Annotated in this window: 24 protein-coding genes; 16 read left to right on the forward strand and 8 right to left on the reverse strand. The window is 51.2% G+C overall.

Going from position 1 to position 25,570, the window contains the following annotated elements; genetic code table 11:
* The first annotated feature begins 11 nt into the window (after window positions 1–11).
* From D7S44_RS14930 to D7S44_RS14970, 9 genes are all read left to right on the forward strand, one after another.
* Window positions 12–752: an SDR family oxidoreductase gene (locus tag D7S44_RS14930; protein WP_120456150.1), complete on the forward strand. Its 741-nt coding sequence runs from the start codon at window positions 12–14 to the stop codon at window positions 750–752.
* Between the two features lie 13 nt (window positions 753–765).
* Window positions 766–1,614: a fumarylacetoacetate hydrolase family protein gene (locus D7S44_RS14935; protein ID WP_120456152.1), complete on the forward strand. Its 849-nt coding sequence runs from the start codon at window positions 766–768 to the stop codon at window positions 1,612–1,614.
* Window positions 1,611–2,897, forward strand: coding sequence for an L-fuconate dehydratase (locus tag D7S44_RS14940; RefSeq protein WP_120456153.1), 1,287 nt, complete (start codon window positions 1,611–1,613; stop codon window positions 2,895–2,897). The genes D7S44_RS14935 and D7S44_RS14940 overlap by 4 nt, the downstream gene beginning before the upstream one ends.
* Window position 2,898: 1 nt before the next feature.
* Complete coding sequence (locus D7S44_RS14945; protein ID WP_120456155.1) at window positions 2,899–3,753, forward strand: amidohydrolase family protein; 855 nt, start codon at window positions 2,899–2,901, stop codon at window positions 3,751–3,753.
* Complete coding sequence (locus D7S44_RS14950) at window positions 3,731–4,507, forward strand: L-fucose dehydrogenase (protein ID WP_120456157.1); 777 nt, start codon at window positions 3,731–3,733, stop codon at window positions 4,505–4,507. Before D7S44_RS14945 ends, D7S44_RS14950 begins: the two co-directional genes overlap by 23 nt.
* Window positions 4,504–4,854, forward strand: a complete 351-nt coding sequence (locus D7S44_RS14955) for an L-rhamnose mutarotase (protein ID WP_120456159.1) — start codon at window positions 4,504–4,506, stop codon at window positions 4,852–4,854. The genes D7S44_RS14950 and D7S44_RS14955 overlap by 4 nt, the downstream gene beginning before the upstream one ends.
* 36 nt (window positions 4,855–4,890) lie before the next feature.
* Window positions 4,891–6,117 (forward strand): L-fucose:H+ symporter permease, encoded by a 1,227-nt coding sequence (gene fucP, locus D7S44_RS14960; protein WP_120456161.1) that lies wholly within the window; start codon window positions 4,891–4,893, stop codon window positions 6,115–6,117.
* Window positions 6,118–6,607: 490 nt separating this feature from the next.
* Window positions 6,608–7,471, forward strand: a complete 864-nt coding sequence (locus D7S44_RS14965) for an alpha/beta hydrolase (protein ID WP_120456581.1) — start codon at window positions 6,608–6,610, stop codon at window positions 7,469–7,471.
* Window positions 7,472–7,768: 297 nt separating this feature from the next.
* The gene (locus D7S44_RS14970; protein ID WP_120456163.1) at window positions 7,769–8,530 is read left to right on the forward strand and encodes an AraC family transcriptional regulator; all 762 of its coding nucleotides are present in this window, start codon (window positions 7,769–7,771) and stop codon (window positions 8,528–8,530) included.
* Here D7S44_RS14970 and leuA read toward each other — a convergent pair.
* A complete protein-coding gene (leuA, locus tag D7S44_RS14975) occupies window positions 8,520–10,190 on the reverse strand; it encodes a 2-isopropylmalate synthase (protein WP_120456165.1) in 1,671 nt (556 codons plus the stop codon). The genes D7S44_RS14970 and leuA overlap by 11 nt on opposite strands.
* Window positions 10,191–10,937: 747 nt before the next feature.
* On the opposite strand from leuA, the gene D7S44_RS14980 reads away from it, so the two are divergent.
* Both D7S44_RS14980 and D7S44_RS14985 read left to right on the forward strand, forming a co-directional pair.
* Window positions 10,938–12,482, forward strand: coding sequence for a methyl-accepting chemotaxis protein (locus tag D7S44_RS14980; protein ID WP_120456167.1), 1,545 nt, complete (start codon window positions 10,938–10,940; stop codon window positions 12,480–12,482).
* Window positions 12,483–12,977: 495 nt separating this feature from the next.
* Window positions 12,978–13,715, forward strand: coding sequence for a metallophosphoesterase (locus tag D7S44_RS14985; RefSeq protein ID WP_120456169.1), 738 nt, complete (start codon window positions 12,978–12,980; stop codon window positions 13,713–13,715).
* A gap of 83 nt (window positions 13,716–13,798) precedes the next feature.
* On the opposite strand, the gene D7S44_RS14990 is transcribed toward D7S44_RS14985, so the two are convergent.
* On the reverse strand, window positions 13,799–14,533 hold the full coding sequence (locus D7S44_RS14990; RefSeq protein WP_120456171.1) for a 2-phosphosulfolactate phosphatase: 735 nt from the start codon (window positions 14,531–14,533) through the stop codon (window positions 13,799–13,801).
* Window positions 14,534–14,787: 254 nt separating this feature from the next.
* On the opposite strand from D7S44_RS14990, the gene D7S44_RS14995 reads away from it, so the two are divergent.
* Together D7S44_RS14995 and D7S44_RS15000 are read left to right on the forward strand one after the other, a co-directional pair.
* The gene (locus D7S44_RS14995; protein WP_120456173.1) at window positions 14,788–15,219 is read left to right on the forward strand and encodes a GNAT family N-acetyltransferase; all 432 of its coding nucleotides are present in this window, start codon (window positions 14,788–14,790) and stop codon (window positions 15,217–15,219) included.
* A gap of 158 nt (window positions 15,220–15,377) precedes the next feature.
* Window positions 15,378–16,247 (forward strand): AEC family transporter, encoded by an 870-nt coding sequence (locus D7S44_RS15000; protein ID WP_120456175.1) that lies wholly within the window; start codon window positions 15,378–15,380, stop codon window positions 16,245–16,247.
* A 190-nt stretch (window positions 16,248–16,437) separates the two neighbouring features.
* On the opposite strand, the gene D7S44_RS15005 is transcribed toward D7S44_RS15000, so the two are convergent.
* From D7S44_RS15005 to D7S44_RS15015, 4 genes are all read right to left on the reverse strand, one after another.
* Entirely contained in the window at window positions 16,438–16,899 is a 462-nt protein-coding gene (locus tag D7S44_RS15005) for a MarR family winged helix-turn-helix transcriptional regulator (RefSeq protein WP_120456177.1), read from the reverse strand.
* Window position 16,900: 1 nt separating this feature from the next.
* Window positions 16,901–17,329, reverse strand: a complete 429-nt coding sequence (locus tag D7S44_RS15010; protein WP_120456179.1) for an SRPBCC family protein — start codon at window positions 17,327–17,329, stop codon at window positions 16,901–16,903.
* A 772-nt stretch (window positions 17,330–18,101) separates the two neighbouring features.
* On the reverse strand, window positions 18,102–18,413 hold the full coding sequence (locus D7S44_RS23340) for a hypothetical protein (RefSeq protein WP_147402110.1): 312 nt from the start codon (window positions 18,411–18,413) through the stop codon (window positions 18,102–18,104).
* Between the two features lie 1,128 nt (window positions 18,414–19,541).
* Window positions 19,542–20,531 (reverse strand): aldo/keto reductase, encoded by a 990-nt coding sequence (locus tag D7S44_RS15015; protein ID WP_120456181.1) that lies wholly within the window; start codon window positions 20,529–20,531, stop codon window positions 19,542–19,544.
* A 155-nt stretch (window positions 20,532–20,686) separates the two neighbouring features.
* On the opposite strand from D7S44_RS15015, the gene D7S44_RS15020 reads away from it, so the two are divergent.
* On the forward strand, window positions 20,687–21,610 hold the full coding sequence (locus D7S44_RS15020; RefSeq protein WP_120456183.1) for a LysR family transcriptional regulator: 924 nt from the start codon (window positions 20,687–20,689) through the stop codon (window positions 21,608–21,610).
* A gap of 257 nt (window positions 21,611–21,867) precedes the next feature.
* Here the strand turns inward: D7S44_RS15020 and D7S44_RS15025 are convergent, their stop codons facing one another.
* Complete coding sequence (locus D7S44_RS15025; protein WP_120456185.1) at window positions 21,868–22,275, reverse strand: MarR family winged helix-turn-helix transcriptional regulator; 408 nt, start codon at window positions 22,273–22,275, stop codon at window positions 21,868–21,870.
* Window positions 22,276–22,356: 81 nt separating this feature from the next.
* Here D7S44_RS15025 and D7S44_RS15030 point away from each other — a divergent pair, with 81 nt between their 5' ends.
* The gene (locus D7S44_RS15030) at window positions 22,357–24,132 is read left to right on the forward strand and encodes a chloride channel protein (protein ID WP_120456187.1); all 1,776 of its coding nucleotides are present in this window, start codon (window positions 22,357–22,359) and stop codon (window positions 24,130–24,132) included.
* Between the two features lie 57 nt (window positions 24,133–24,189).
* Window positions 24,190–24,342 (forward strand): JAB domain-containing protein, encoded by a 153-nt coding sequence (locus tag D7S44_RS15035; protein ID WP_120456189.1) that lies wholly within the window; start codon window positions 24,190–24,192, stop codon window positions 24,340–24,342.
* Window positions 24,343–24,697: 355 nt separating this feature from the next.
* Here D7S44_RS15035 and D7S44_RS15040 read toward each other — a convergent pair whose 3' ends face one another.
* Window positions 24,698–24,901, reverse strand: coding sequence for a hypothetical protein (locus D7S44_RS15040; RefSeq protein ID WP_147402111.1), 204 nt, complete (start codon window positions 24,899–24,901; stop codon window positions 24,698–24,700).
* Between the last annotated feature and the right edge of the window lie 669 nt (window positions 24,902–25,570).

The raw sequence follows: 25,570 nt of genomic DNA on the forward strand, positions 1-25,570 counted from the left end.
GAGGAAATGCAATGAATTTACACGGAAAACGCATATTAATCACCGCCGCCGGGCAGGGTATCGGGCTGGCCAGCGCGCGTTACTTCGCTGAGCAGGGCGCGGACGTTATCGCCAGCGATATTAACCTCGCCGCGCTGCAGGGGTTGCCCGGTATTCGCGCTTACCTGCTGGATGTCACCGATCGTCAGGCGATTAACGCGGCGGCGCAGGAGCTTGGCACCCTCGACGTGCTGTTTAACTGCGCAGGCGTGGTACACAGCGGCAGCCTGCTGGCGTGCAGCGAACAGGAATGGCAGTTCGCGCTTGATCTGAACGTCACAGCGATGTTTCACATGATCCAGGCGTTTCTCCCCGCGATGCTTAAACAGCAAAAGGGCTCGATTATTAACATGTCATCGGTGGCATCAAGCGTGAAAGGCGTGGCTAATCGCTTTGCCTATAGCGCGACCAAAGCGGCGGTGATTGGCCTGACGCGCTCGGTGGCAGCGGATTACATCGGCGACGGCATCCGCTGCAACGCTATTTGTCCCGGCACGGTGGATTCGCCGTCGCTGCGCCAGCGCATCGCCGCGCAGGCGCAGGCGGAAGGAAGAGCGGAAGCGGAAGTTTATGACGCCTTTGTCGCGCGTCAGCCTATTGGCCGTATCGGCACGGCAGAGGAGATCGCGTATCTGGCGGCCTATCTGGCTTCTGATGCCAGCGCCTATACCACCGGTACCGCGCAGATTATTGATGGCGGCTGGAGCAACTAACAGGAGTGGAACAATGAAATTATTACGTGTGGGCGAACCGGGTAAAGAGCGTCCGGCAATGCTGGATGAGCAGGGCGAGTTGCGCGATCTGTCGCATTACATTGATGACATCGCAGGCGATGCGCTGCTGCCGGACTCGCTCGACAGGCTGCGTCAGCTGCCGCTCAGCGAGCTGCCCAAAATCAGCGGGCAGCCGCGCACTGGCGCCTGCGTCGGGCGTATCGGCAAGTTTATCTGTATCGGACTGAACTATGCCGATCACGCTGCGGAGACCGGCGCAGAGATCCCGCAAGAGCCGGTAGTGTTCGGCAAATGGACCAGCGCGGTGGTCGGGCCAAACGATGCGGTGCGCATTCCACGCGGCTCGGTAAAAACCGACTGGGAGGTGGAGCTGGGCGTGGTGATCGGCAAAGGCGGCAGCTATATCGCGGAAGAGGATGCGCTGTCGCATGTTGCAGGCTACTGCGTGGTCAACGACGTCTCAGAACGGGAATATCAGATCGAACGCGGCGGCACCTGGGACAAAGGCAAAGGCTGCGACACCTTTGGCCCCATCGGCCCCTGGCTGGTGACCGCCGATGAAATCGCCGATCCGCAGCAGCTCGATCTCTGGCTGGAGGTAGACGGCAAGCGCTATCAGAACGGCAACACCCGCACCATGATCTTTTCGGTGGCGCATATCATCAGCTATCTCAGCCGGTTTATGAGCCTGCAGCCGGGCGACGTTATCTCTACCGGCACGCCGCCGGGCGTCGGCATGGGGCAGAAACCGCCGGTCTACCTGCGTCCGGGACAGGTCATCAGGTTAGGGATCGCCGGACTGGGCGAACAGCGTCAGATCACCGAGGGCAGCGAAGAATGACCAGACTGACCGCACTGCGCGTTGAGGATATCCGCTTTCCCACGTCCGAGCATCTTGACGGTTCGGATGCAATGAATCCCGACCCTGATTACTCTGCCGCTTACGTCATTATCGAAACCGATAACGCGGCGATCAGCGGTCACGGGCTGACCTTTACCATTGGGCGCGGCAATGAAATTTGCTGTGCGGCGATCCGCGCGCTGGAACATCTGATCGTCGGTCGTGAGCTGGAGTCCATTACCGCCGATATGGGGCAGTTCTGGCGCGACATAACCAGCGACAGCCAGCTGCGCTGGATCGGCCCGGATAAAGGCGCCATTCATCTGGCGACCGGCGCGGTAGTTAACGCAGTATGGGATCTCTGGGCGAAATCGGAAGAGAAGCCGCTGTGGCGACTGGTGGCCGATATGTCGCCGCAGGCGCTGGTACGCTGCATCGATTTCCGCTATCTCACCGACTGCATCACGCCGGACGAGGCGCTCGCCTTGCTGACAGCACAGCAGGCGGGCAAAGCGGAGCGCATCCGCCAGCTTGAGCAGCTGGGTTATCCCTGCTACACCACCTCGGCGGGCTGGCTCGGCTATGACGACGATAAACTGCGCCGCCTCTGCCAGCAGGCTGTCGATGCCGGGTTCTCCCACATTAAGCTGAAAGTCGGACGCGACCTTGAAGACGATATCCGTCGCGTGCGTATTGCGCGCGAGGTGCTGGGGCCGGATCGCCAGCTAATGATCGACGCCAACCAGGTGTGGGAAGTGAATGAGGCAATAGACTGGGTTCAGCAGCTGGCGTTCGCGCGCCCCTGGTTTATTGAGGAGCCGACAAGCCCGGACGATATCGAAGGGCATCGCAAAATTCGCCAGGGCGTAGCGCCAGTTAAGGTCGCAACCGGCGAGATGTGCCAGAACCGCATCATCTTCAAGCAGCTGATTATGCGTGAAGCGATCGATGTGGTGCAGATAGACGCCTGCCGCCTCGGCGGCGTTAACGAAGTGCTGGCGGTGATGTTAATGGCGGCAAAATATCAGCTGCCGGTATGCCCGCATGCTGGCGGCGTGGGACTGTGCGAATACGTCCAGCACCTGTCGATGATCGACTTTGTCTGCATAGCCGGCAGCCATGAAGGCCGGGTCATCGAGTATGTCGATCATCTGCACGAACACTTTCTGCATCCCTGCGAAATCCGCGGCGCCAGCTATATGCCGCCGACCGCGCCCGGCTTCTCCATTGAGATGTATCCCGCTTCACGCGAGAAGTACCGCTATCGCGCGCAGGGAGGTTGAAGTGCGAATCGACGCTCATCAGCATTTCTGGCGCTACGACGCGGTGGACTATCCGTGGATCGCTGAGTCCATGACGCGTCTGCAACGGGATTATTTACCGGACGACCTTGCGCCGCTGCTGGCGCAACGGCAGCTGCAGGGCTCGATTGCGGTGCAGGCACGACAGTGCGTGGAGGAGACGCAGCAGCTGTTGCAGTGGGTGCAGCAGCAACCGGCGACGCAGGTGGTTGGCTGGATCGACATCACCGCGGCGGATCTGACGAAGCAGCTGGCTGCATTACAGCATCCGCTGCTGCGCGGTTTCCGTCATCAGGTGCAGGATGAGCGCGATCCCGCCGCATGGCTACGGCAACCGCGCGTGGCGGATGGTATCCGTCAGCTGCAGCAGCGGGACTACGTGTGGGAAATGCTGGTGACCTGGCGTCATCTGGCGGACGCCACCCGATTCGCCGCGCAGCACGATCGCCACTGGCTGGTGCTCGATCACCTCGGTAAACCCGATATTGCGCGCGGCGCGCAGGCCTGGGGCGAACAGGTAGCGGAACTGGCTGCGATGCCGCACGTGGTATGCAAACTCTCTGGGCTGGTGACCGAAGCGCCGCACGGGCAGTGGAGCAGCGCGCAGCTGCGGCCCTTTATCAGCGAAGCGCTGGCGCGTTTCGGCCCGCAACGCCTGATGTTTGGTTCTGACTGGCCGGTCTGCCTGCTGGCAGCGGAGTATCACGCGGTGGCGGAATTGATTGATGAAGCGACAGCTGAGCTGTCCACCAACGAACAGGCCGCTATCTGGGGCAACACGGCCGCGCAGGTATATGGCCTGACAGGAGAGAACAATGAATCTGTTTTTGCAGGATAAAGTAGTGATCGTCACCGGCGGCGGGTCGGGCATCGGCGCCGCTATCTCCCGTCTGCTGGCGGAAGAGGGCGCGATCCCCGCCATCGTCACCAATGCGCAGCCGGAAGAGATGTGGCTGGCCAGCCTGCGTGAACTGCAGCCGCAAACCGAAGTGTTGATGGCCGACCTTTGCGACGAGCAGAACTGTCAGCGCGCGGTTGAGGCGGTGCTGCAACAGTTCGGGCGCATCGACGGGCTGGTGAACAACGCTGGCGTCAACGATGGCGTCGGGCTGGAAGCGGGACGCAGCGCTTTCGTCGCTTCGCTGGAAAAGAACCTGCTGCACTATTACCAGATGGCGCACTTTTGCCAGGGCGCGCTGGAAAAAAGCCGCGGAGCAATCGTTAATATCGCCTCAAAAACCGCGCTAAGTGGGCAGGGCGGCACCAGCGGTTACTGCGCGGCGAAAGGGGCAATTCTGGCGCTGACGCGGGAGTGGGCGGTGTCGCTGCGGAGCAGCGGGGGGCGGGTGAACGCTGTGGTGCCCGCCGAAGTGATGACGCCGCTCTATGAACGCTGGATTGGCACCTTCGCCGATCCCGAGGGCGAACTGGCGAAAATCACCCAGCGTATTCCGCTCGGCCAGCGCATGACCACGCCGGAGGAGATCGCCAATACCGCGGTCTTTTTGCTGTCGCAGCGCGCTTCACACACTACCGGCGAATGGCTGAGCGTCGATGGCGGCTATCTGCATCTCGATCGGGCGCTGTTATGAGCGGCGCAACAGCGCGCTACTGTCTGGCGCTGGATCTGGTGGATGAGCCGGACAAGATCGCCGAATACCAGCGCCTGCATCAGCGCATCTGGCCGGAAGTAGCGGACCATCTGCGCCAGCACGGCATCGTCAATATGGAGATCTACCGGCTGGGTACCCGACTTTTTATGCTAATGGAGGTGAACGATCGGTTTAACGCGCAGGATTTTGCTCAGGCATCTGAACAAAATCCGCATATTCAGCGCTGGGAAGCGCTGATGTGGCAATTCCAGCAGCCAACGCCCTGGACGCCCGCAGGGGAAAAATGGGTGGCGATGGCGCGAATATTCTCTTTGCAGGACCAATAACAACACTTACTGACTGTACGCTACGAGGATATAACCATGTCAACACAACGCGTTGAGACGCCAGAAAATATTGGCGTCGGGGGTTCTATTAGCCTGCGCTGGGCGTTCATGCTGATCACCACCCTGTTTTTTATGTGGGGCGTGTCATACGGCCTGCTGGATGTTTTAAATAAACACTTTCAGGAAACGTTAAACGTCACCAAAGCCCAGTCAGGATTACTACAGGCGGCCTATTTTGGTGCCTATTTTATTGTGGCGCTGCCGGCGGGCTATTTTATGCGCCGTCACGGCTACAAGGCGGGGATCCTTGCGGGGTTATCGCTGTACGCCATTGGCGCGCTGCTGTTTGTGCCGGCGGCGATGGTCAATAATTTCTCGGTATTTCTGTTTGCGCTGTTCGTGCTGGCCTGCGGCCTTGGCTGCCTTGAAACTGCCGCTAACCCCTATGCCACCGTGCTGGGCGATGCAAACGGCGCGGAGCGCCGTCTCAACCTGGCGCAATCCTTTAACGGACTGGGACAGTTTGTCGGACCGATGATTGGCGGCTCGCTGTTCTTTACGCACGCCAGCCAGGATGCTGCGCAGGATAGCGTCAAAATGACCTATGTGGTGATTGCGTTTGTGGTCATCGCTATTGCGCTGCTATTTAAACGTACCGCCTTGCCAGATATTCGTGAGGCCGCCAGTGAACATGCGCAGCAGCCCGGCGCTACCTTATGGCAGCAAAAACATTTTGTCGGCGGCGTGATTGCGCAGTTCTTTTATGTTGCCGCGCAGGTTGGGGTGGGCGCCTTCTTTATTAACTACGCCACCGAGCACTGGCACGGCGTGACCAACCAGAGCGCCTCTTATATGCTTTCGGTCGCGATGATCTGCTTTATGCTTGGCCGCTTCTTTTCTACCTGGCTGATGGGCAGGGTTAAACCAGCAGCGATGCTGGCAGCCTATGCGCTGATTAATATCGTGCTGTGTGCCACGGTGATGCTCGGCGCAGGCGACGTTTCAGTTGTTGCGCTGATCGCCATTTTCTTCTTTATGTCCACTATGTTCCCAACCATCTTTGCTATGGGCGTGAAAAATCTCGGTCCAGCCACTAAACAGGCCAGCTCATTTATGATCATGGCGATTGTTGGCGGCGCGATTATGCCTTATTTCATGGGGCTGATTTCCGACCATGTCAGTACCGCCGTGGCTTACGGTTTGCCGCTGCTCTGCTTTGCCGTTGTGCTGGCTTATGCGCTCAGGCAGCGGAGACATTCATAATAAAGAGGGCATCGCGTTGAGTGTGGTAGCGATGGTGTAAGGCGAAAGGGGTGATCCAGCGGGTCGCCCCTTTAACGTTTTTCAGCCCGACAGGCGTGCAGAGCGAAAGAAATCATCAGAAGCATACGGGCACGCAATCTTGAACATGGCCCACGCAATTGGTCGTCACTGCCGTTACGCTCGCTTCTCTTTTATTCGCTGCTGATTAACTTTTTAGCTAGCGCTGTTGCGTTCGCGAAACAGAGTTTACAGCGGAACGACAGGTTATAAATTGAACAGTTGCTCGCAGCCTGTTGCTGGCGTGGCCTGCAGCAAACTATCCACAGCTTTACGCGCCGGATGTGCAGCGAAGATGTGGATAAGGATTCTCAGGCCTCGTAGGGGAAACATCCTGGATGTGCGGCTACCTTTTCCTTTTCTCACCGGGCTGGAAAGGGTTGATACCGAGAAGGCAGCTATAATTTTACTGAGCAACCGGCGGGAGAAACTTATGTTTGAGGGGTTTACGCACACCAAAATCAGCGTGTCAGAAGCAGAGCTTAATGTTCGTTATGGCGGTAACGGGCCTCCGGTTCTGCTATTGCACGGACATCCGCGTACGCATGCAACCTGGTCAAAAGTGGCCCCCGAGCTTGCCAAATCTTTTACGGTGGTATGCCCCGATCTGCGTGGTTTCGGTTGCTCATCAAAGCCCGCCGATCAGCCCCATCATATTGGTTCGTCTAAAAGAGCTAAGGCGAAAGATTGTGTAGAACTGATGAGCCAGCTGGGTTTCGAACAGTTTGCGATGGCTGGACACGACAGAGGAAGTTACACGGCTTACAGAGCTGCTCTGGACTACCCGGACCGCATTACACGCCTTGCCGTACTCGATTGCATTCCAATACTTGAAGCGCTCAACCGATGTAATGAGAAATTTGCCAGACAGTGGTATCACTGGTTTTTCTTTGCTCAACCAGAAAAACCAGAACGAGCCATTCTGGCTGACCCGGATAAATGGTATGGCGGCCAGCCAGAATCCATGGGAGATGAAGAGTACGTTGAATTCAGGCGAGCCATACACGATCCGGAGACTGTCCACGGCATGATCGAAGATTATCGCGCTGGTTTATCTATAGATAAGGAACATGAGCTTCAGGATCGCCAGCTCGGTCGGATGATTGAATGTCCCACGCTCTGCCTGTGGTCAAAATATGATGATCTGGAAGATATATACGGCGACGTATTAAGTATCTGGAAAAGCTGGGCAACAAATCTCCAGGGTAAAGCGATAAACAGCGGTCATCATATGGCTGAAGAAGCACCGGAAGAAGTTGCAGCGGAACTCCGGCATTTTCTTTTACAACACGCTTAGCCGTTCACCTTATTTAGTCACGCACCTGCATTCAGGTGCGTTCGTGCCTGGCCTGCAGTTAACCCCATGCCAGCGTTACACGTTAACTATGCGTGATAAGCGGACACTCTCTTTCGGGAGAGGAACCCCTTGCTTAATGAAGCTCTGCTAAAAAAGCACGAAATTGATATGATATCGGTTCGGGAAAAGCTGGGGGAAAATATGGCATCCTAAGCCATATAAAACAGCCTTCATGAAAGGCAGCCTGTCAAAAAGAGTCAGAACGACTCTCTGTGAAAAAGGGAGCGAATCTACTAAGTGACCAGACATAGCGACTTTGATTTTTCATGCAGGTCAGTTATCCCTTATGCACATGACTACAGGCACGGCGATTATGAAAGTTTGCATACGCACACCTGTGCTCAGCTTATTCATACCCTGAGCGGCGTTATTCGCATTGAAACCCAGCATGGATTTTGGGTCGTCCCTCCTTCACGCGGAGTCTGGATACCGGCATACACCCCGCATGCACTGCATATTACAGGAGATGTTAAGGCGAGAGGGGTCTTTGTCGAGCCGCTGGCTCGGGCTGATTTGCCCGTCATCTGTCAGGTTATTGGCGTGAGTAATCTGTTACGGGAGCTGATTATCTGCGCGCTGACGCTTCCTGCGGATTACACGCCAGGAAGCAGGGCTGAACGTGTTTATGAACTGATGCTGGATGAAATTCGCCTGATGGATACGCTTCCGTTTCACCTGCCGGAGCCGGTCTCTGAACGCCTGAAACAACTGTGTCAGGCTGTTCGCGATGCACCGCATGAGAGCTGGTCGATTGCGAAGGCAGCCGTAAAATTCAGCGCCAGCGGACGTACTCTCAACCGCCATTTTTACCAGCAAACCGGCATGCAGTTCAGCGAGTGGGTTCGGCGAGCGCGTCTTCTGCACGCCCTGACGCGTCTGGCGCAGGGCGAGCAAATAACACGAGTGGCGCTGGATTCAGGTTACGCCAGCCCCGGCGCGTTCAGCGCTATGTTTCGGCGAGTGATGGGGATGACGCCGAGTGATTACTTCAGCCAGTAACGAAATTTGCTGCAGCGTTCAGCATGGCTTGCAGAGAGGCCCGGCTAATGTCACTGTCGATACTGACTCCCCAGCCACATTTCCCCGTCAGATCCTGGCAGCATACATAGGCTACAGAGCGACTGTCGCTGCGTTTACCAAGCGTGTGCTCCTGATAACTCACTATTTCAAGTTCCGTTTTCATTTCCCGGCAAAAGGCTGTAAGCGCTGCTGAAAGCAAGCCGTTTCCCTCACCCGTCAGGCTCAGTTTTTTGCCATGGCAAATAATCTCAGCAGAAAGCAATGTACGCTGGTCGGGCTGATTGTTGCAGACATACTCTTTTAAACATACTGGTGGGGTATCAACAACGCCATACGCCTGGCGAAAAAGGTTCCAGACAGCCATCTGTGACATTTCTTTTTCATCACGTTCCGCCTCTTTTTGTACCCGGAGGCTGAATGCCTGCTGAAGTGGACGTGGCAGTATGAGGTTGTGATTTTGCTCAAGTAACCAGGCCGCACCGCTTTTGCCTGACTGGCTATTTACGCGGATAACCGCTTCATAGCTGCAACCGATATCTGCCGGATCGAGCGGCAGATAGGGGATCTTCCAGACAGAATCTGATGAGCGCTGCCGTGCAGCAAACCCTTTTTTTATCGCATCCTGATGGGAGCCGGAAAAAGCAGTAAAAACCAGTTCGCCAGCGTAGGGATGACGCGGCGGAACAGGCAGCTGATTGCACTCTTCCACCACTTCAATCACCTTTTTCATTTGGCTAAAGTCGAGCCCGGGTGAGATGCCCTGCGTATAAAGGTTTAGCGCCAGCGTCACTAGATCCGCATTACCCGTACGCTCTCCGTTTCCAAACAGACAGCCTTCAACGCGTTCGGCGCCAGCCAGTAGCGCAAGTTCAGCACAGGCAATGCCAGTTCCACGATCGTTATGGGGATGGACGCTTATGCACACCTGCTGGCGGCGCGAAAAATGGCGGCAAAAATATTCTATCTGATCGGCGTAAATATTCGGCATGCTGACCTCAACCGTCGCTGGAAGGTTGATAATCATGGGGCGAGAGGTATCCGGCTCCCAGACCTCGGCCACCGCCTCACAAATCTGAAGTGCAAAATCAGGCTCAGTGAAGCAGAACGTTTCTGGAGAATACTGAAATGTCCAGTTGGACTCTGGCGTCTCGTCGCATAAGCGACGGATTTGCCTGGCCGCGCTGACGGCAAGCTGGACAATTTCATCACGTGTCTGACGGAAGACGATTTCCCTGAAAAGTGGCGCCGTTGCATTGTATAAATGAACTGTCGCCTGATGAACTCCCTGCAATGATTCAAAGGTTCGCGTAATTAAATCTTCTCGTGCCTGAGTTAAAACCTGAATGTTCACATCTTGTGGAATACGTTTACCTTCAATCAGCGACCGAACAAAATCAAAATCCGTTTGTGAAGCAGAGGGAAACGCGACCTCAATTTCCCGGAAACCACAGGCAATAAGGAGATCCCAGAATTTCATTTTCCGCGCGCTGTCCATGGGCTCAGCAAGCGCCTGATTACCGTCGCGTAAATCCGTAGAAAGCCAGCGCGGAGGGCGGGTCAAGGTGTTATCCGGCCATTGTCTGTCAGTAAGACTGACAGCAGGGTGCGCTTTATATTTGAGTGAAGGATCGTTCAACATACGAGGTTCCTCTTTAACAAAGATGCCCCAGTATCCTGTTAAACGGGTCGGGACACTCACCTGAAGGTGACAACTCTTTATTCAAACATGACAACCACGCAGCACTATTTTTTAACGGACATTCAAACAGGTGGAAACCTCTTAAGCTTTACTCGCCTCTGATGCTGACCAGCTGCCAGCTACGTAAGATTTACTATCCATAGCCTTATTCTCCGCACTTTTTCAGCCAGCCAGGCCCGGAATCTTTTGCTTCGCCATTTCGTTAAGCTGAGGGGCAGGGTCCGCTTTTTGCCTTGAGCGGGTCAGACTAAAAGGGTGTCAGTCGGTCCCCGAGGCTTGCTGTGAGACGAAAGTGTAATGTGAACAGCGCGTCACGACGTGACGTTATTACGTGACCAGATATTAGCTATGAGATTCAAGAGGGAGCCGGGGCGTATGAAATCGCCGGAGCATCACATTGCGTTTAGTCCGCTATGAGCGGGGAGTGGACAATTCATTAGCTCAGTAGCATAAGGCCGGTTGTAGAGTCTTCTTCCCCAAACACATATCCTGGCACGCCCTTACTTCGCCCCTTCCAAACGATAAACCTTACAGCCAATGGAACGGTTCCGTCAGCTGCTCTAAAAATATCACCCAAATATTTAACGACTTAGCTTTTTCATAAGCCAAATCTGGCCTAATTAACTAACGGCATCGTCAGGAATGCCGATATAGATCACTCCTTTTTTATTTATCTGGAAGTTAAATATGTCGCTGAAAAAATCTTCATTGCTAGTGTTTTCAATAATGATGATTTTGTTTGTCGTCAGTGTTGGCATCAGCATCTGGATGCTCGTGCGCAGTAACGAATCACTGAATGCAGTAAACAAAGAGATTCGTGTGGTTCTCTCCGTTATCGATCCCATCAATCACAGTCGTACATTGCGGGTCAGATTAATGGAGTATATGGAAGAAATTGATGAAAAAGACGGGCAATTAACGGCCAGTCTTGATGGCGTCAAAGCTGCTGCAGATAAAGCTGATGCGGCCTTTCAGGCCTATATTCAAGCGCCACGGCTTGAGGGCGAAGAACCGGAAGCAGAGGCCTATCGTCAGGCTTATCTGAACTACCGTAATCAGGGTATTCAGCCGCTGATAAAGGCTGCAGAAGCCCGCGATCCGGCTCGTTTTAAAAAGCTGCTTCCTAATGTGATATATCTTGATCGGCAGTACGAAATCATACTGGATAAGGTCCTTGCTCAGCATGAGGCTTACGCTAAAAAGCTAAATGAGGATGCGCAGCGTCACTTTAGTTCGGGCGTAATTATACTGATCCTGATAGGGATTTTGTTTGGTGTAGTCATTGTCGGTATTTCAATGCTGATGCGCCGTTTTGTACTTTCACCTCTGTTTAGCGCAGTGAAACACTGCAACGCTATTGCTGAAGGCCACCTGGACATACCCGTCCCAGTAAAACGTAGCTCGCGCAGTGAAATTCAGAGTCTGATGGAGTCTCTGGAGGGAATGCGGGTGTCGCTTACCGGAATTATTATGCAGGTACGTGATTCTGCACACTCCGTTTCAACTGCTTCCAGCGAGATTGCCGCCGGAAACATCGATCTGGCTTCGCGTACGGAGCAACAGGCGGCTGCGTTAACAGAAACAGCTGCAAGCATGGAAGAACTTGGCGCAACGGTAAAACAGAATACTGACAATGTTTTCGAAGCCTGTCGCTTAACGGCTGAGGCGGTAGACAATGCGGAGAAAGGAGAAAAAGTTTCCCGCGAAGTCATTACTTCAATGGGACTTATCAACTCAAGCTCCAAAAAAATTGAGGACATTATCTCCGTCATTAACGGCATTGCCTTTCAGACAAATATCCTGGCTTTAAACGCTGCCGTTGAAGCGGCACGGGCGGGAGAACAGGGCCGGGGATTTGCGGTGGTGGCAGGGGAAGTCCGTAACCTGGCGCAGCGCAGCGCTGTTGCGGCTAAAGAAATTGAAAATCTGATCGCGGAGTCGGTAAATATCATACATACGGGTTCTGAGCAGGTTAGCCGGACAGGAGAAGCGATGAATGCCATTATCTCTTCTGTCAGCCGCGTTAATGTTCTTATGGAGCATATTTCGACCGCATCTGATGAGCAAAGCCGCGGTATCGGACAAATTGAACAGGCCGTTACTGAGATGGATTCCGTGACGCAGCAGAACTCGTCACTTGTTCAGGAATCCGCAGCAGCCGCTGCTTCTCTTGAGGAGCAGGTACAATACCTCACTCATGCCGTTTCAACATTCCGCCTTTCAGGGGCTTAACGCGGCAGTGAATTGAGACTTATATGGAGGAGCTCAGTTGTTGCTCCTCCATAATGCTTTTTAGTCCAGGAGAAAGTTTAAATTATCAGCTCTGCGGTTCTTTTAGCCATAAAGGTACCATCAGGTCTTAAGCTAAACAGGCACTGACTATTCATTATTCCCAGCCGTGTGCGCGATGACAGACTGACTGCTTTTACGTAGGTGAGGCATTTAATGAAACGATTAACTGTACACCCCAAAACAGGCAATCATATCTGCTGCAGCACTGATTCGGTGACGTTGACATTGGGTCAAGTAATTAATTTTTATCACGCCTGCCCTGACAGCCATTCCGGTTATATCTGATACCAGGCTCACTTGTCTTAAAAATTCACTCATTGTCTGTTGTACTGGTAAAGAGTCTACTGGGAATGCAAGCGGAGTCGTGAGCCAGAGTATGTTCCATGTGCTTAAATTAACATTTGGTTAAACCCCCATAAAATCATTGAGGTTTGTATGCTGATAGCACAGGTTTCCGATATTCATGCCTCACCCGAAAATGATCACCTACAGCGATTTGACCGAGTGCTAACATGGCTTACGTATCTACGTCCTGACATTCTTGTGCTTTCTGGTGATTTAACTGATGGGCCGTGGCGTGAAGGTTATATAAAAATAGCCGCCCGTCTGAAACAACAGAGTTATCCTTCGTTAGTCCTGCCGGGTAATTCAGACGATCGGCATTTGATGCGATCCTTATGGGGTGAGGACAAATGGTCGCCTGATACGTCCACAGGAGCCCTGCACTTTACCCATGACTTCCGCACCCTGCGATTGATCGGCCTGGATACGACGGTTGATAAAGAAGATTATGGCAGTGTGGCTGAACATATCGAATGGCTGGATAAACAACTCAGAAACGCTAAGAGCTCTCCGGTGCTGCTGTTTATGCATCATCACGTATTTGAAACAGGCATACCGAAACTGGATAAATCAATGTGCAGAGGTTTAGGTCAGCTAGAAGCTTTGATTAAATGCACATCGGCCAGACTGCTGGCCATTTCTGCTGGGCACGTTCACAGACCCGTCGCAGGTACTTTTGCGCGCATTCCCGCTTATATATGTGGCTCCATCTGCCCGGCCAATCCGCTATGGTTTGGAACAAAAAATATTCCTCCGGTGGGTGATTCGCCCGCGTTAATGATTCACCGCTACGCCAGTAGCAATTTAACCAGCCATCATGTATGCGTTTAATGAACAATCAAAAATCAGGCGCATCAGGGCAATATTTTAAGAGATGAAAACAGGGTCTTAAAAGATCGCTATGAGCTGGTTACTCATGTCAAATCTGACGCATAAAAATCACCATACAACTTGCACGCCAGCTTAGCTGTATCTACCTCCAGACAGACGTCTACATCCTTATCAAAACCGCGCTGTTGAAGCTCAAGCGCTGAGGAGCATTCATAGAGCGAGTGTAAATTTTGCTTCTGATGAAGATGCCAGGTAGCAACGGCAGCCTGTGCTTCAGGTGAACACTTCCCGCCCCCCATCACAGCGATAATGCCACCAGCAGCCACATAATCCTCAAGGGAAGGACGAAGGCTGCCATCAGGCCATCGTTCTCCACAGGGAATAACAAGGACGCGCTTAAAACCCCTACATGCCTTCGCAGTTGCAGACATATTCCTGAAACAGCCGCTAAAAACCTTTACTCCGGCATCCCGCGCCCTGAATGAAATAGCCGAGCCATTAGGAGAGGGGAGCACCAGACTTTCGCCTTCGCTTATATTCCTTATCGAAACCGGTGACAGGCTGTAACCTTGACCGCTGAATCGCCTGTCTGGGCTGGCCGTCTTCGCCCCGATTTTCATACCATATTCCAACGCTGATTCGTCTTTCCACGGATAGGGATAAATGCGGGCACCATTATCGATAGCCAGGCTAACGCAAGTTGAAAAGGATATAACGTCAACGATTACGACACAGTCAGCTTCCCTGGCTAAGTAATCTATGGCAGGTAAGCCCCATTCAAGACGAACCTCGAATCTGTCCTGACTGAACCATTCCATGAAATCTTTCCCGTTACTGGTTTCAGGTGGCTCGAATTTAACATGACTCTGTTACGGAGCATATTTGCATGATCCAAAGCGTCATTGAACGCTTTAGACACAAAGTGGAAAGCCAGTTTTATCGCTAACGGTACAGCCCGGAGAGAGCAGAGCGATTCGCTGCGATATATGCTTCCAGACAATGATAAAGTTAGCTTTTCTGGCTCATTTAAACAGGTAATAAAGTGGACATTTCAGCGATACAGGAATGGCGTATGAATACCTGTCTGGTAAGTACAGACAGAAAAAAGCTTGATGTGCAGGCTGTTCACCAGTATTTAACGAGGTCCACCTGGGCTAAAGGGATTGATATTGATACCGTCTCTGCATCAATAGAGAACAGCCTTAACTTTGGTGTTTACCAGAATGAATCTCAGATAGGTTTCGCGCGTCTGATAACGGACTATGCCACCTTTGCTTACCTTTGCGATGTATACATCCTTGAGAAGTATCAGGGAGAAGGGCTTGGAAGATGGCTTATGGAGTGTATTCATAACCACCCGGTTTTTGAGAAGCTTCGCAGGATGATGTTGTTCACAACAACCGCACCCTGGCTTTATGAAAAGTTTGGCTATGAACCCGTTAATCGGGAAAATTATGCATGGACCATCACGCGACCTGATATCTACCTCAATGGGAAAAGGTAACTCGAACATCACATTGTGCGATTGGGGTGCTGGGCTGGCAGTGATGACAGAAAAAGGTTTTTCTCCACCAGTGCCTTCTGGTTCAACGCGCGAGGTGCGAAGAGCCGGGCTAAACAATGGGCTGTAGCGTTCAGCTCAGCAGATGCAAAGGAAACATCGTGACCATTTTCTTTCCCCTTATTTACCTTATGGCAGGCTGGCTTGTTGGCAAAACCGCGCTGGAGCTTAAAACGGCGGCATCGTGGGTATTAACGCGTATTGCGATACCCATTGTTATCGTATTCAACATATCGACTCGCTTTAGCAGTATGAGCACCGTCATTATCGCTACGGCAATATGTATGCTTGCCATGCTGGTGGCCTGTCGTTTCATTATGCGCGATCCGGTCAGAAGCTTGTGTTTTAGCTACCTCAATATCGGATGGCTGGGACTGCCTGTTGGCAGTGCATTATTTGGTAACGACGCCGCGACCATTATTATCGCGGCCTATGTCGGTAGCTCGATCGTAGGTAACTCGGTGGGAGCAGGCATGCTTTCAGGGAGCAAATTAAACCTGCTTAAATTGCTCAAGACGCCCCCCGTGCTGGCATTGATTGCAGGTGCGGCGCTTATTCCTTTCAGCCAGGACGTCACGCGCTGGTGTGCTGGCCTGTATGATATTTCGAAATTTATGATGAGTTTCCTGGGGATGGCGGTGCTGGGTATCTGGCTGTCAAAAACAACGCTCTCAGCCAGCGATCTTCGACGGGAGACTGGGCCGTTCCTGATTAAATCTGGCATGATGGCCATACTCATTTCACTGTTAGTTGGGCTCGCCAGCCTCCTGCATTACAGACTGATAGCCGATAATGCGGCAACGCTCTATCTGTTTTGCCTGCTACCGCCCGCCGCCAATATTATCGTACTGGAGACGCACTATCTTGGCACGGGCGAGTCGGCAAAGCTCATCACCTGCGGTACCTGCATCAGTATTATTGCAATAAGCCTCTATGCTGCATTCGTTCTTGGTTTCAGAGCATGGGGATAGGGGCTGAAAATTCATGAATAAGAGGGTCTACTCCTGGGCTTTAAAAGCCGGTGTCTGAAACCATGTTGAGACGCAACCCCAGACGCCTGTATTTATAGCGGGCATTAATTTTAAGCGTGGATGAGGCCTGTCTTATACATAAAACCAGTTGAGGAAGTAAGCTTTATAAACGTCGGCCTTGCGTTGCTTATTATCTGAGAAGTTTTTTGAACAGATCCATCAGCACAGGAATCTCATCTGAATTTCCTAATGGCTCAAAAAAATTACTGTCTGTTTCCTCCACCACCCGTATGGCCGTGGCAGCCAGTTCGCGACCGGTTGCTGTCACTTCAATTACCCTGGCGCGGATATCATGCGGGTGAGCAATGCGTTTAAAATGCCCGGCTTTTTCGAGTGTGCGCACGACCTGCGAAATAGTCATCGGATCGCTACCCGTTAGTTGTGACAATTTAGCCTGCGTCAGCGGTTCATCATGTTGAAACCAGCTGGCTACGGCCAGAGCAACAAACTGCGTATGGGTCAAACCAACACGCTGTAAGGCATGTCGTTGTTCACGCTGCCATGCATTCGAAACACGCCAGAGTAAGAAGCCAGGACTGTCATAGGGCCCCTCGAAATCACTTGGCAAAGGTTTGCTCTTTTTAGACTGCATACTAAACCATCTGATTTGCTAAATATGCCGACAATCCAGCCAGAACTTCCGGGAAATCTTCGCTTGCGGCTTCTCCAGATGCCTGAGCATCAGGACCCTGAGCGCTGATGATATAGGTAATCTGACTCTGACCAGCATCTGTGTCCTGCACGCGGTGTTCTACTCTGACCATAGTCTCGCCGAGCCACGTTTCATCAATGAAATACTTGCCTGCAAGGACATCGATGAGCTGGCTTCGAATAATGTTGCCGTCGGGTAATTCCATTGAAAACCAGTTCCCGGTGATGAAGTCACCTTCCATCTGAACTGACTTTACGCCCGGGTTCCAGAGCTTCCAGCGAGTAGTGTCAACGAATGCATTCCAGACCTTCTGCGGCGTGGCATCCATATTCAGCGCATAGGTCTTTTTCCAAAAATTAACGGTATCCATAACGATAACTCCAGAATGATAATGTAAGTGTACATATTATATGTGTACTTACGTTATCATAACTTTAGCGGCCGTCAATAAGGAACTTTAGTGGAAGCATAGACCCATGATGAATTGATGAGGGGGGTACTCTGTTACCGCTGAGGTGAAAGAAGGGGATGGGTCCGCTATGAGTGATTAGCGGACGACAGGTCTGCAAAAGTACGTAAAGGGAACAATCTTTATTTTTTATAGAAGCAAGACAGGCATTCATAGCAAGGCCTTACATCAGCTGACCTTAATTTTGCTACCAAAAATGCGTCTCTTTCATGGTAAAATGTGCCGAGGAATAATCGCCTGGTCAGGTCAGGTAATAGTTTACAACCTGCTAAATGCATAAAAATAATGTCGCTTACTTCGCATTTTTTGGAGAGGTAATATTTTTTACCCATCTTAATGTCCTTTATGTGCTCGCCAGAGGTTAGTTAATAAAAAATAATTTTTTATTAGGATGTTTTTTAAATAAAGCCAGGTTTTTTCATGTCACAACCACACCTTGCAGACCCGCTTAACAGTAGGTCGTGGTTATGAATTACTATTTTTTTATTATATCAACCATACATGTACAGGATGAGTTTTAGGTCTTTTCATAAAGCTCCCGGATGCAAAAAAGTCGCCATCAGGCAAGTTATTTTACTGTTAGTGTGATTTTTAATCATAACCTGATTCTTTGATTAAAATATCTTTCATTTAAAGTGCAAAAAAGACGCATGCGCCCGCAGTTGACTGAATTTCATAGGCAACTTTTCTTACGCCGGGTTATTGCTGTATGCTTCTTGGTATTAATCCTCCGTCGGGCATATGCTATTACAGTCATCCAGTCTGGATCAGCCGTATTGCGAGAGATGCCATGCAGGCGGCATAAAAGTTGCGCCCAGCCTTCCACCTCAGATTCAGGTTTACGACGCAGCTGAACTTCGACTATCTTAATAAGCGCATCAACGCTTTCTTTTATTTCATTCAGACATTCCCCAGACTGAAAGCCTGCAGCCATTCGCCTTATTTTTAATACATAAAATTCAGTATCAAAGCTTAAAGGTCGCATGCATATCTCTACCATTAACAAGCCTTAAAAATTCCCTGCTGATGCGCTTTTAAACATCTAATCCATAACCCTCTTTAATGCATGATGCCCGATTTAAAGACATCGGATCACATCAAGCGCAGACAGCATATGTGTTTACTCTGCTGATGCCTGTTAGTTTTACAACACATTAACATGTAAATCAAATACTACTTTAAAAAACCTTAATTCCTTTCATGTTATTAACCAATTGAAATTAATAAGCTTTAATCCTAATGCGTATGAAATTCAGACAGGATTAAGGATTTTTCCATTTTTTAAGCATTTTCTTAGCCCCTCTGGCCCTTGCTGCATGTAAGTCGGGCATTCTCCATAGGATGCGCCAGATACACGATATTTTATTAACATTTCTGAAGTGACGCAGAGGTAAGACTTCACGACTGACAGCGTTCATTTGAGAGTGTTGTATCCAGAGCGTTCATCGGCAGCAGATTTGTGGGCTCATTAGAGAGGTGTACGGGTTTAAATCTGGTTGACGTTGAGGTTATCAGGATAAGAGGCCGCGGAGCGGTATAAATCATCGGTAAAAAGTGCAGGTTATAAATGGAGGGTCCTGCGGGGTTATGAGAATTAACATCTTTAGATTATCATTTGCCTGATGCGTTCTAAAAAAGATAAGTATATATTCGCGCATCAGAATGGCCGGCCATAAAGATATATTGGCAGCCGTATTTAAAAGGGACCCCTTATCTGATATGAGCGGAAGCGAACGTTTTACTTGTTTTTTAACGCCAGCGGCCTTTCCGAGAAATAACAGCGCTACAGATATGCCGTACAGGGGATTCTTAAAGTTTCAGCAGGTATTTGCCGGTGGTTTAAGTTTTCAGGATGGTATATCACGCCTCTGATGCCCCGTTGCAGGCCTGCTGCCTCACGGAGTGCCCTAATAATGTGTCTGAAATTTCAGATGCAGCCCGAAAGCCGGTCTTGTGAAATGTCCGGACGGCTTCATCTGTTTTTTTTACTTTTGTCGGCGCACAGAACTCAGCTATCTGTTTCTGTGCGCCGGATGACTGCCGTGTGAATGGGCAGGACAATCATTACAACTATATTATTTCATGACCCCAGTTTCCTGGTACAGAACGCTGATTACCGGCCAGTCGTGGCAAGCAGATTCTCAGGGTATCGTTCGCCCTCAATATCAATAGCGGACAGGGCTTCGGCCAGAGATAAAAGATCTGGTTGAGTCAGTACCACATTTGCTGAAGCGATGTTTTCTTCCAGCCGGTGCAGCTTCGTTGTGCCCGGGATCGGCACAATCCAGGGTTTTTGAGCCAGAAGCCAGGCAAGGGCGATCTGAGCTGGCGTGGCGTTTTTTTCACCGGCTATTTTAGCCAGAAGATCAATCAAAGCCTGATTCTTTTCCATTGCTTCTGGCGTAAATCTCGGCAGCAGCTTTCTGAAGTCATCCTCACCCAGAGGGGTATCTTTGTTCATGGCACCGGTCAGGAACCCTTTGCCAAGCGGGCTGTAGGGGACAAGGCCAATGCCAAGTTCTTCACACACATCCAGGATTCCGTTCGTTTCCGGCCCGCGTGTCCAGAGAGAATATTCATTCTGGAGAGCGGTAACGGGTTGAACGGCATGAGCCCGACGCACCGTTGCCGCGCCGGGTTCAGACAGGCCAAAATATTTAACCTTGCCTTCAGCAATTAGCTCACTCACCGCGCCTGCAACATCTTCAATTGGAACTTCAGGATCGACACGGTGTTGATAAAACAAATCAATAGTTTCCACGCCCAGTCTTTTGAGCGAGGCGTTGCAAACCTTTTTGATCTGCTCAGGCCTGCTGTTCATGCCAGCCATTTTCCCGTTGTGAATATTAAACCCAAATTTCGTTGCAATAACGACCTTATCCCTGAACGGCTTTAAGGCTTCACCCACCAGTTCTTCATTCGTATAGGGTCCGTAAACCTCGGCGGTATCAAAGAACGTGACGCCTCTTTCAACTGCGCTGCGAATAAGTGAGATGGCCTCAGCTTTATCCAGTGCATGACCATAGCTGAAGTTAAGCCCCATACAGCCAAAGCCGACAGATGATACCTCTGGGCCCGATTTTCCGAGTCTGCGCATTTCCATAAATACTCCTTCTGATCTGACATAGCTGAAAAACACCTGGCAGGAATAATTAATCGACCAGATTATTCAGGCGAGAGCATGATTTGATGTTAGCCTGATATATAATGCTCAACAATAACGCTGGAATTTCATGACTTGATGAGAAATACTCACTAATGGTAAAGCCCTCTCTTTCTGAACTGAACGCCTTTCTTACCATCGCTGAGCAGCAAAGCTTCAGGGCCGCAGCAAAAGTGCTGGGGATCTCCTCTTCTGCCCTGAGCCACTCCCTGAGGAGCCTTGAAGCAAAGCTTTCTGTCCGCCTGTTCAATCGCACTACCCGTTCTGTCGCATTAACGGAAGCAGGGGATAAGCTTCTCAGGCATATCCGGCCTGCGATCAGCAGTCTTGAGCAGGCGATTGATGAGGCCGCTTCTGAAAGCACTGTTCCGTCTGGAACAGTCAGAATAAGTACGTCGGAATCAGGTGCTCTTCCTTTGATAAAACATGTCTTGCCTGAATTTTTAGAGAAATTTCCCCGTATACGCGTCGAGTTTATTGTCGAGTCAGGGTTTATTGATATCGTGGCAGAAGGCTATGACGCGGGAATACGGCTGCATGAGGATATCCCTAAGGATATGATCGCAGTCTGCTTTCAGCCTGCGATGGTAATCGGCATCGTTGCCTCGCCTGATTATCTGAAACGCAGGGGGGAGCCTGACGTGCCACAGGACCTTTTACAGCACCGGTGCATACGTTACAGGTTTGAAAACGGGGCCCTTCTGGACTGGGAATTGCAGCATAATGGCGGTGCTATTAACGTTAAAGCAGAAAACTCTGTGACTTTCGTTCGCGGCAGTAATTTGCTTGCCGTTGAAGCCGTCCTTAACGGGCTCGGCCTTGCCTGGTTGCCCCTGGATCATGTACAGCATCATCTTGATTCAGGTCGCCTTATGCCTGTCCTGCCGGGCTGTGAAATGAAATATTCTGGCCTCAGCCTTTATTATCCGGCCAACCGGCATCTTCCTCCGGCAGTGGCGCTTTTTATTAAAGCCGTACGGGATTATGCTGCCAGGGCCAGAAGTGAAGCAGCGGTATAAAAATAAAGATTTTCAGGGGGAACAGTCTGATGAAATTAACTGTAATGAATCTACAGCCCATCTTTAATTTGGCTTGAAAGGTCAACGTCTGCTTCTGGCACAAAACTGACATTGCTGTTCATCCCTTTCTAGCCTTATCCGATACCCCGAGATAGCCGGTAAGCTCGGTGATATTAATTTGATGCGCCAGATGAAAGCAGCTGGCGGTTCAAGTCCCTGATTATCAATATCTTGGTTAACGAACCTCTTCAGTGTCACTAGCAGAACTGATTTATCATTGAGAGTAACATCGGTTTTAAGTTGCTCAGCTCTTCCAGATGGGCCAGCGAGAGCGACTCCAGTAGTTGCTCCGCTTCCGCCGTCAATCGTAAAAAGGTTTTACGCTGGTCGTTTTGATCCGGCTCGCGTAGCACCAGTCCCGCCTCTTCTAAGCGACTCAACAAGCCTGACGCACTGTGCGGTTTTAACATCAGACGTTCTGCTACATAACCCACCGTGGCGTTGCCTGACGCGGTGCCACGAATAGTCAACAGGGCCTGGTGCTGTTGAGGCGTTAACCCCACGCTGCGTGCCTGCGTTTCACTGAAGGCCATAAAGGCACGTAATGTGGCGCGGAAATCCGCAAGCAGGGCGTAATCGACATCTTTCATTTTGGGTTGTGACATGTTGAAAACCTTCCTGTATTGAATTTATATCGTATTGCGATGTAAATTGCGCGTTTAGATAATGTAACGAGGAGCAACAAGATGCGGGATACGTTGTCCGATTCTTCACATCGGCCCAAACTTTCGGACCACACCGTAACGAAGCGCGTGATTATACTCGCGCTGATGGGCATTCTGATAGGAACCGGCGGCGCGTTCGGTGCCATAGTGCTGCTTCATCTGATCGCCTTGATGACCAACCTGTTCTGGTATCACCAGTTTTCGTTCGCCGAACACTTGATGCCGGGTAATGCTGGCGCGCTACACATTCTTGCGGCACCGGTGCTGGGCAGCTTGATTATTGGTGTTATGGCGCGTTTCGGTTCGGAAAAAATTCGCGGCCACGGCATTCCAGAAGCAATTGAGGCGATTCTCTACAGCGAAAGCCGGATGTCGCCCAAAGTGGCAGTGCTTAAACCGCTCTCTTCGGCAGTGTCGATTGGCAGCGGCGGCCCGTTTGGCGCGGAAGGGCCAATCATCATGACCGGCGGCGCAATCGGTTCTTTGTTTGCTCAGTTATTTCATCTTAGCGCGGCCGAACGTAAAACCTTGCTTGTGGCAGGGGCGGCGGCTGGCATGACCGCTATCTTTAACGCGCCGATCGCGGCGGTGCTGCTGGCGCTGGAAGTGCTGCTGTTTGAGTGGAAGCCACGCAGTTTTATTCCGGTGGTCAGTGCGGTGCTGGTGTCCTGGTGTTGGCGTAACGCGCTGATTGGTACGGGTGCCATTTTTCCTTTCCCATGGATGTCTCATCTGCAGCCGATGCAACTTGTCGTGGCAGTTGGTATTGGTGCTCTGACTGGCTTAATCGCTGTGGCGTTATCAAAAAGCCTGTACCGACTGGAAGAGTGGTTCCATCAGCTGCCTGTCCACTGGATGTGGTGGCCCGCGCTGGGTTCATTAGTTGTGGGCGTAGGGGGCATTATTCAGCCACGGGTGCTTGGCGCGGGATATGCCAGTATACAAAACCTGTTAGATGGCTCGCTGGCAATCAACATCATCGTTTCGCTGCTGCTGGTCAAAAGTATTGTCTGGCTGGTATCACTGGGTTCGGGCACCTCTGGCGGAGTGGTGGCACCGCTGTTGATCATAGGTGGCGCAGTAGGTGCAGTGGCGGCACATCTGCTGCCTGACTATGGTGGCATGCTGGTGATGGCAGGCATGGCCGGGATTCTCAGCGGGGCCATGCGTGCACCGTTGACGGGAACGCTGTTTGCGGTGGAAGTGACAGGACATTTTGATCTGCTGCCGGTGGCATTAGGTGCAGCAGTGGCGTCCTATGCGGTGAGCGTATTGATGATGCCACGCTCCATCTTTACCGAACGTTTGGCGCGCCGGGGACACCATATCGTGCAGGAGTTTGCCACCGACACGCTGGAAACCACCAAAGCACGAGAAATTATGACCACCGCACCCGCGACCTTGCCTGCTTCTATGCCGCTGTATCAGGTGGTTGCCATGATGAGCGATTTACACGCGCATCACCATTATCCGGTGGTGGATGCGCAGGGCCGGTTTATCGCAGTGGTATCGCGCAAGGAGATGATTCACTGGCAGTTGCAGCAGCGTGCCACCGACATGACCTTACAGGAGTTAATTGGCGATGAACCGCAAATCAGCGCCCGTGTCGACACCTTATGCAGTCACATCGCCGACCATCTGTTTAATGAAGAAATGGGTATGGTGGTGGTGACTGATGCTGAGTCAGGGCAGGTAAAAGGCGTGATCACCCGGCATGATATTTTTCGTGTGCGTTATCTGGCAAAAAAGGCTGAAAGTCACAAGATGAAATATCTGCGATTACGCAAATCAGAGTAACTGCACTTTATTCAACTGTGCCAGGCCTTTCGGTAAGGAAAGTTCAGCAGTTCTGTTGTGGCTATAGAAGTTCATCAACATGAAGTCGCCTGCCGGGCACCGCAGCTGAATGCCGCTGCGGTGATCCTGAGCCATCACACTCTCGAACTCTCCAGAGCGGATATCGCCATTACGACGCGCATTGAAATGTACTTGATCTCGTCGCAGTGAGGGTAATTGAGCGCATCATCGTGGCGGGTAACGAGACAATTTCGCGGGCAGAGCAGGGGCTAATTAATCCTTGAAGCGGGGCATCATATTCTTTAGACAGGCAGGCAACAGCTCTGCCTGCCCTGAAAAGATGCGGCAGGTCTGGCAATGGATAATGATAAATAGCTGAACAGATGTGCGCCTTAGACTCTTGAAACAGTAGCGGGTCGAACGCTTACAAAAACTTACGGGCTTTATTTTCAGTCGTAACGCTCATTATCTGCTGCCCCTCAGGCAGCAGTATACTTTGGCTTTTCTACATACTAATACCGCATGCCTGATGCGTGTAGTATGTGACGTAAAACCTTAACTCACATCATTTAGCAAGTTTTATCAAAAATCTATCGTCCTCCTTTTTGATTTTTGCGCCTTTATCTCCCCATTTGTCAGCCAGCGCGAAAAATTCATCTGTACTGATGTTGAAATACAGCACTACCTCCCCGAAATCCCCGCTGCGCAGCATTTCGTTTGTTTGTTTTAAAGTTTTTGCCTTTCCAGTTTTCAATTGTGCCTCTCCCATGGTGTATTCAACTAACAGGCTCAGGTTTAGCACAGGTTTATTTCATCCCACCCATGAAGTGACGCTGTTATAAAATGCTTCATATTTTTCAGAATGCTGGAGGGCCAGAATCAGCTGTAGGCAATAAAGGGTAGAGAAAGGAAAGTACTGCCACCGAGTAAGGAAAATTCAGCGATCCTGCGGTCCGGAAACCATTGCTGGCAGGCCGACGCTCTCTTCGTCTGTGTGGCACGTTGCATCCCGGTCTTCTCTCTGCGCTTCCTGCTGCTGAAGTTTAAAGAAACATCTTGCTGTCACCCTGATTGAGCCTGGGGAAGAACCAGTAAGCTCCGACTTACCACAGACTTGTGATTTCGGCTGATTTTACATTGATATCAGAGCTGAAATTACAGTCGCTGCCCGCCCTGAAACTCTCGGCGTCAATCCAGTCTGTATCAGTCACCTCATATGACCAATACGGGATAAAGGCCTTTCCACCAATCAGAAGTAATTGAGCAATGCGGTATTCATCATTCAGAGGAAAGGTCACGAACTCGCAGGAAACGGCCTTAGCTGCCTAGGAGTGAGGCAATGATCGTTTGAGAAGGATTCAGGGCTTCCTCAAAAAATCCTGAACATCTTTTAAATAGTCAGATTCGAAAGTTCTTTATTAATTTTTTAATTAACGAG

The sequence above is a fragment of the Pantoea piersonii genome (assembly GCF_003612015.1).
Classification (GTDB): domain Bacteria; phylum Pseudomonadota; class Gammaproteobacteria; order Enterobacterales; family Enterobacteriaceae; genus Pantoea; species Pantoea piersonii.

Excerpts from the sequence above, each read along its gene's own strand:
- D7S44_RS14930 (WP_120456150.1), top strand. The coding sequence starts at position 12 with ATGAATTTACACGGAAAACGCATATTAATCACCGCCGCCGGGCAGGGT.
- D7S44_RS14935 (WP_120456152.1), top strand. The coding sequence starts at position 766 with ATGAAATTATTACGTGTGGGCGAACCGGGTAAAGAGCGTCCGGCAATG.
- D7S44_RS14940 (WP_120456153.1), top strand. The coding sequence starts at position 1,611 with ATGACCAGACTGACCGCACTGCGCGTTGAGGATATCCGCTTTCCCACG.
- D7S44_RS14950 (WP_120456157.1), top strand. The coding sequence starts at position 3,731 with ATGAATCTGTTTTTGCAGGATAAAGTAGTGATCGTCACCGGCGGCGGG.
- D7S44_RS14955 (WP_120456159.1), top strand. The coding sequence starts at position 4,504 with ATGAGCGGCGCAACAGCGCGCTACTGTCTGGCGCTGGATCTGGTGGAT.
- fucP (WP_120456161.1), top strand. The coding sequence starts at position 4,891 with ATGTCAACACAACGCGTTGAGACGCCAGAAAATATTGGCGTCGGGGGT.
- D7S44_RS14965 (WP_120456581.1), top strand. The coding sequence starts at position 6,608 with ATGTTTGAGGGGTTTACGCACACCAAAATCAGCGTGTCAGAAGCAGAG.
- leuA (WP_120456165.1), bottom strand. The coding sequence starts at position 10,190 with ATGTTGAACGATCCTTCACTCAAATATAAAGCGCACCCTGCTGTCAGT.
- D7S44_RS14980 (WP_120456167.1), top strand. The coding sequence starts at position 10,938 with ATGTCGCTGAAAAAATCTTCATTGCTAGTGTTTTCAATAATGATGATT.
- D7S44_RS14985 (WP_120456169.1), top strand. The coding sequence starts at position 12,978 with ATGCTGATAGCACAGGTTTCCGATATTCATGCCTCACCCGAAAATGAT.
- D7S44_RS14990 (WP_120456171.1), bottom strand. The coding sequence starts at position 14,533 with ATGGAATGGTTCAGTCAGGACAGATTCGAGGTTCGTCTTGAATGGGGC.
- D7S44_RS14995 (WP_120456173.1), top strand. The coding sequence starts at position 14,788 with ATGAATACCTGTCTGGTAAGTACAGACAGAAAAAAGCTTGATGTGCAG.
- D7S44_RS15005 (WP_120456177.1), bottom strand. The coding sequence starts at position 16,899 with ATGCAGTCTAAAAAGAGCAAACCTTTGCCAAGTGATTTCGAGGGGCCC.
- D7S44_RS15010 (WP_120456179.1), bottom strand. The coding sequence starts at position 17,329 with ATGGATACCGTTAATTTTTGGAAAAAGACCTATGCGCTGAATATGGAT.
- D7S44_RS23340 (WP_147402110.1), bottom strand. The coding sequence starts at position 18,413 with ATGCGACCTTTAAGCTTTGATACTGAATTTTATGTATTAAAAATAAGG.
- D7S44_RS15015 (WP_120456181.1), bottom strand. The coding sequence starts at position 20,531 with ATGGAAATGCGCAGACTCGGAAAATCGGGCCCAGAGGTATCATCTGTC.
- D7S44_RS15020 (WP_120456183.1), top strand. The coding sequence starts at position 20,687 with ATGGTAAAGCCCTCTCTTTCTGAACTGAACGCCTTTCTTACCATCGCT.
- D7S44_RS15025 (WP_120456185.1), bottom strand. The coding sequence starts at position 22,275 with ATGTCACAACCCAAAATGAAAGATGTCGATTACGCCCTGCTTGCGGAT.
- D7S44_RS15030 (WP_120456187.1), top strand. The coding sequence starts at position 22,357 with ATGCGGGATACGTTGTCCGATTCTTCACATCGGCCCAAACTTTCGGAC.
- D7S44_RS15040 (WP_147402111.1), bottom strand. The coding sequence starts at position 24,901 with ATGGGAGAGGCACAATTGAAAACTGGAAAGGCAAAAACTTTAAAACAA.